The sequence below is a fragment of the Nocardiopsis sp. RV163 genome (assembly GCF_001029525.1).
GTDB classification, from domain to species: domain Bacteria; phylum Actinomycetota; class Actinomycetes; order Streptosporangiales; family Streptosporangiaceae; genus Nocardiopsis; species Nocardiopsis dassonvillei.
In genome coordinates this window covers 1-5,345 of record NZ_LEKI01000245.1, presented here as the reverse complement: position 1 = coordinate 5,345, position 5,345 = coordinate 1, and the positions used below count along the sequence as shown (strand labels likewise).

Genomic DNA, 5,345 nt, shown 5'->3' with positions numbered 1-5,345 from the left:
CCCCGCCGCCGAGCGCGAACCGCGCTCCACCCGCGCCCCCCGGCCTGGGGTCCCCGACAGCGTGCGCGCCCTGCGCCGCCGCACCCTGCGGCGCAACCGCGGCCGAGTCCTGGTCGGCGTGGTCCTGCTCTCCCTGCACCAGGTCGCCGAGGCCCTCGTGCCGGTGGCCATCGGCCTGACCATCGACTGGGCCGTCTTCTCCGGCGACGTCGGCGCCCTGGCGGTCTGCGTCGCGGGCATGGTCGTGCTCTTCACCGTCCTGGCCCAGGCCTACCGCAACGGCGCCCGCTTCACCCTGCGCGCCGTCGAGAACGAGGCGCACCTGCTGCGGGTGGAGGCCGCCCGCCGCGCCCTGGACCCGCGCGGCGAGCGCAGCGGCCTGCGCGCGGGCGAGGTCCTGTCGGTTGCCACCTCCGACGCCGAGCAGGCCGCCCTGTACGTGCGCGCCTGGTCGGCGTCGATCGCCGTGGCGGTCGCCATCACCGTCACCACCGTCGCACTCCTGGCCGTGGACGTCCCCCTGGGGATCGGCGTCCTGGTCGGCGTCCCCCTGCTCATGCTGCTCCTGCGCCTGCCCGCCGCCCGCATCACCCGGCGCAGCGAGGCCAAGCAGGCCACCGCCGCCGGAGCCACCGCCCTGGCCACCGACCTGGTCAGCGGCCTGCGCGTCCTCATGGGCATCGGGGCGCGGCACAACGCGGCCGCCCGCTACCGAAGGGCCAGCGCCCTGGCCCTGGACGCCTCGGTCGGCGCCGCCGCCAGCAACGGCGTCTACCGCGGCCTGGTCACCGCCGCCAGCGCCGTGTTCCTGGCCTGCGTGGCGGGCGTGGCCGGGTGGATGGCGCTCCAGGGACGCCTCAGCGTCGGCGAGCTCGTCACCGTCATCGGCCTCGCCCAGTTCCTGGCCGAACCAGTCCAGAGCCTGGGCATGGTCGGCCAGCTGTTCGCCACCGCCCGCGCCTCCGCCCGGCGGCTGGTGCGCCTGCTCAACGCCCCCGACGCGGTCGCCCCGGGCGAGCGCGCCTGCGCGCGGGAGCCAGTGGTCGCGCTGTCCGGGGTCGGCTACCGCACGCTGCGCGGGGTGGACCTCGAACTCGCCCCCGGCGAACTGGTCGGCGTGCTCACCACCGATCCCCGCGACGCCGAGGCACTGCTGGAACTGCTCTCGGGCCGGGCCGAGCCCGCGGCCCTGGAGGGCGCGTTCACCGTGGGCGGAGTCCCCGTCCCCGAACTCGCACTGGACGCCCTGCGCGAGGCGGTCCTGGTGGAGGAGCACGGGGCCACCCTGTTCGAGGGCACCCTGCGCTCCAACCTGGACACCGGCGCGGGCGGCGACGAGGAGCGGCTGCTGGACGCCCTGCGGGCCGCCTCGGCCGCGGACCTGGTCGAGGGCCACCCCGAGGGCCTGGACCGTCCGGTCGCCGACCGCGCGGCCAACCTCTCCGGCGGCCAGCGCCAGCGCGTGGCCCTGGCCCGAGCCCTGGTCGCGGACCCGCCCGTCCTGGTGCTGCACGACCCCACCACAGCCGTGGACGCGGTCACCGAGGAGGCCATCGCCCGGGGCGCGGCCGCGGCCCGCTCGGGTGCGGCCAGGTCCACCCTGGTCGTGGCGAACAGCCCGGCGCTGCTGGCCCGCGCCGACCGCGTCGTGGTGCTGGCCGAGGGGCGGGTGCGGTGCACGGGCACGCACGCGCGGCTGGTCGAGGAGGACGCGCACTACCGCGAGGCGGTGCTGCGGTGAGCGCCCCGCCGAGCACGGCGCCGACACGGTGCGCCCCACGGCGGTTCGCCGCGCACCGGAGCACCCCGCAGACCGCGGCCCCGGGCCGCAGCGCACTCCCTCCCAGCCAGTACTACGACCCCGAGGACGATCGATGAGCACCCCGGTGGAGGACTCCGCGAGCGAACACGGGGAGCTGCTCCCCACCGCCTCGGCACGCCGCACGTGGGCCGTGCTGGGCGAGGGGGTGCGCGGCACCGGCTGGGGCGCCCCCTTGGCACTGGCCACCGTGCTCGCGGGCAGTGCGGCCGGGCTGGTCGCCCCCTGGGTGCTGGGCCGGATGGTCGACGACATCTCGGCGCAGCGGGGGCTGGACGCCGTCCTGTCCTCGGTCCTGCTCATCGCCGGGGCGGGGCTGCTCGGCGGCCTGCTCACCGGTGTGGGGAGCTGGCTGGTCAGCCGGGTCGGCGAGACCGTCCTGGCCCGCCTGCGCGAACGCGTCATGGACCGCGTGCTGCGCATGCCCGCCGCCCGCCTGGAGCGGGTGCGCATCGGCGACCTGCTCTCCCGGGTCGGAGACGACGTCGCCGTGGTCACCGCCAGCATCGCCCGCAGCGGCCCCGACGCGGTCGTGGCACTGGCCACCGTCCTGCTGACCGCGGTGGGCATCACCGCCCTGGACTGGCGCCTGGGACTGGCCGCGATGCTCTGCGTGCCGGTCTACGTGACGGCCGTGCGCTGGTACCTGCCCCGCTCGGGCCCCTACTACGCCCGCGAGCGCGTGGCCATGGGCGAACGCTCGCACGCGATGATGGGCGCCCTGCGAGGCCGCTCCGCCGTGCGCGCCTACCGGCTGGAGGACGAGCACGAGTCCCGCGTGCGCGACCGCTCGGCCGCCGCCATGGACATCACGGTGTCGGTGTTCCGGCTGTTCACCCGCTTCGGGTCGCGGCTCAACGCCGCCGAGTGCGTCGGACTGACCTCGGTGCTGGTGGCCGGGTTCTGGCTGGTGCGCGCCGACCTGGCCAGCGTCGGCATGGTCACCGCCGCCGCCCTGTACTTCCACCGCCTGTTCGGCCCGCTGATCTTCCTGGTCATGAACTTCAACGAGGTGCAGTCGGCCGGGGCGAGCCTGGCCCGCCTGGCCGGTGCGGTCGACCTCCCGGTCGAGGCCGACCCGGGCGTGGAGGAGGGTCCGGCCGGTTCCTCGGTCCGAGTCGCGGGGGTCACCCACTCCTACGGCACCGGCGGCCCGGCCGCGCTGGAGGAGGTGTCGCTGGAGGTCGCCCCGGGCGAGCGCGTGGCACTGGTCGGGGCCAGCGGCGCGGGAAAGACCACGCTGGCCGCCCTGGTCAGCGGCCTGCGCACGCCCACGGCCGGAACCGTGTACCTGGGCGGGACACCCCTGGAGGAGCTGGGGGAGCGGCGGGTGCGCGAACACGTCTTCCTGGTCAGCCAGGAGACCCACGTTTTCGCCGGAACCCTGCTGGAGGACCTGCGCCTGGCCCGCACCGGGGCCGACGCGGCCGAGGCGGAGGCCGCCCTGGCGGCCGTCGGCGCCCTGGAGTGGGTGCGCGCCCTGCCCGAGGGGCTGGACACGGTGGTCGGCGAGGGCGGGCACGCCCTGACCGCCGAGCAGGCCCAGCACCTGGCCCTGGCCCGGCTGGTGCTGGCCGACCCGGACGTGGCCGTCCTGGACGAGGCCACCGCCGAGGCGGGCAGCTCCGGCGCCCGGCGGCTGGAGCGCGCCGCCGCCGCGGCCACCGCCGGGCGCACCACGCTGGTGGTGGCGCACCGGCTGACCCAGGCGCAGACCGCCGACCGCGTGGTGGTCATGGACCGGGGCCGCGTCGTGGAGCAGGGGACGCACACCGAACTGGTCGCCGCCGGGGGGCGTTACGCCGACCTGTGGCGGAGCTGGCAGGGCGCGCCGGACGACGGGGAACTGCTCTCCCGCTGACCCCGCCTTCGGTCGGCGCGCCGTTCGCGACGGGGCGCCGGGGCGGGGGAGTCCGCGCGGGACCGCCGTCCGTGCCCGCGCCGCTCCGGGCGCCGGGCGGGGGTCAGACCTGGAGTTCGCTCTCCACACGCCGGAGGGTGTGGCGGGCCATGGCCAGGTTGGCGCGCTGGCGGTCCAGCGCCAGGTAGAGGAAGACGCTGCCGTGCGCCTTCTCCAGCAGGCGGATGAGGTGGTACTGGCTGCTCAGCGTGATGAGGATGTCCTCGATGCGGTCGTCGAGGCCGATCGCGCCCAGGGCCCGCGTCTTGGCGCGCACGACCTCGGTGTTGGCCGCCGCCGCCATCTCCAGGTCGAAGTGGCCGCCCCCGCCCATGGTGCCCAGGGACATGCCGCTCTCGTAGTCCACGACCGCGACGCCGATGGCGCCCTCGATCCCCATGGCTTCCTTCATCGCCGCGTCGGCGTTCATGGTGTCTCCTCACGCTCGGTGTTCACCGCAGGAGCGGCGATACATGACGAAAATTAGCGAAACGCCTGGAGGGTGCGTAAGTAGACAGTTTGCGGCGGGAGTCCATCGTTACCACAGTGTGTTCTCTTTGCTCCTTTTTGACTGTTAAATGTCTTTTGGAGGCAACCAGACACCGGGGGGCACGTGTCGAGCACAGCTGTATCCGCGGAGCGCTACCTGAGCTGTGACGGCGTCGTGGCCGCGATGCTCGTGGACCGCTCGACGGGCCGTGCGCACGCGCGGTCGGGGGCGGTGTCGGCGCTGCCCGACCCCGAGCACGTCGCTGACTCGCACCACCTGGCCCTCGATCTGGCCCTGGCCTCCCGCGAACCCGCGGTCCGGGAGAGTGTGGTCACCAGCGACGGGCACCACGTGCTGAGCCGCCCCGTGCCCTCCCCGGGCGCGGACGAGGTCCTGCTCGTCCTGGTCTTCGACCGCGCGCGGACCAACCTCGCACTGGCCCGGCTCCAGGCCGACGAGCACACCGCGGCGCTGCTGTCATGAGCGCCGCCGCGCCCCCGAGGGCACTGGCCCAGGCCCTGCTCCGCGCCGGTCGGGACGAGTTCACCGGAGCCCTGCGCCTGACCGGCCCGCCCGAGGCACTGGTCCACCTGGCCGCCGGACGCGTCACCGCCGTCACCACACCGGCCGCGCCCGCGCCCGAGACCCTCCTGGTCAGGTCCGGCGCGGTGCCCGCCGGTGTCTGGGCCGCCGCCTACGAGGCCGCCGCCCACACCGACGGTCTGGCCCGGGAGCTGCTGGACCGCGGCGCGGTCTCGGCCGCGGTGCTGGAACTGGCGTGCGCCACGGCCCTGGCGGACGGCGTCCTGGCGCTGTGTCTGTCCCCCGAACCCCGGGTGGAGGCCGTGCTCTCCGACGCCGCGCCGCCGCTGCTGGGCCTGGAGCCCGGCTTGGAGCCGGAGGAGGTGCTGGCCGAGGCCGGGCGCGGCCTGGCCTTCCTCGCCGACCGTTGGGGCCCGCCCGCGGACCTGGCCCGCCGCCGCCCCGTGCCCGCCGGGCCGGTACACGACTCCAGCGGCCCCGACGCGGTCGTGGCACTGGCCACCGTCCTGCTGACCGCGGTGGGCATCACCGCCCTGGACTGGCGCCTGGGACTGGCCGCGATGCTCTGCGTGCCGGTCTACGTGACGGCCGTG

Annotated in this window: 4 protein-coding genes and 1 pseudogene; 4 read left to right on the top strand and 1 reads right to left on the bottom strand. The window is 75.8% G+C overall.

Annotated features, from left to right (window positions below; all coding sequences use genetic code 11):
* On the top strand, positions 1–1,741 hold a 1,741-nt coding region (locus tag ABD54_RS25195; RefSeq protein WP_047872038.1), incomplete at its 5' end, for an ABC transporter ATP-binding protein.
* Between the two features lie 133 nt (positions 1,742–1,874).
* Positions 1,875–3,680, top strand: a complete 1,806-nt coding sequence (locus tag ABD54_RS25190; protein WP_047872036.1) for an ABC transporter ATP-binding protein — start codon at positions 1,875–1,877, stop codon at positions 3,678–3,680.
* A 103-nt stretch (positions 3,681–3,783) separates the two neighbouring features.
* Here ABD54_RS25190 and ABD54_RS25185 read toward each other — a convergent pair whose 3' ends face one another.
* Positions 3,784–4,149 (bottom strand): hypothetical protein, encoded by a 366-nt coding sequence (locus ABD54_RS25185; protein WP_047872035.1) that lies wholly within the window; start codon positions 4,147–4,149, stop codon positions 3,784–3,786.
* Positions 4,150–4,332: 183 nt separating this feature from the next.
* On the opposite strand from ABD54_RS25185, the gene ABD54_RS25180 reads away from it, so the two are divergent.
* Both ABD54_RS25180 and ABD54_RS25175 read left to right on the top strand, forming a co-directional pair.
* Complete coding sequence (locus ABD54_RS25180) at positions 4,333–4,692, top strand: hypothetical protein (RefSeq protein WP_235432194.1); 360 nt, start codon at positions 4,333–4,335, stop codon at positions 4,690–4,692.
* Positions 4,689–5,345: pseudogene (locus ABD54_RS25175) on the top strand (hypothetical protein); the annotation flags it as partial. The gene ABD54_RS25180 and the pseudogene ABD54_RS25175, both read left to right, overlap by 4 nt.

Bases quoted from the DNA above. Each gene is read 5' to 3' on its own strand.
- ABD54_RS25190 (WP_047872036.1), top strand. From the start codon at position 1,875: ATGAGCACCCCGGTGGAGGACTCCGCGAGCGAACACGGGGAGCTGCTC.
- ABD54_RS25185 (WP_047872035.1), bottom strand. From the start codon at position 4,149: ATGAACGCCGACGCGGCGATGAAGGAAGCCATGGGGATCGAGGGCGCC.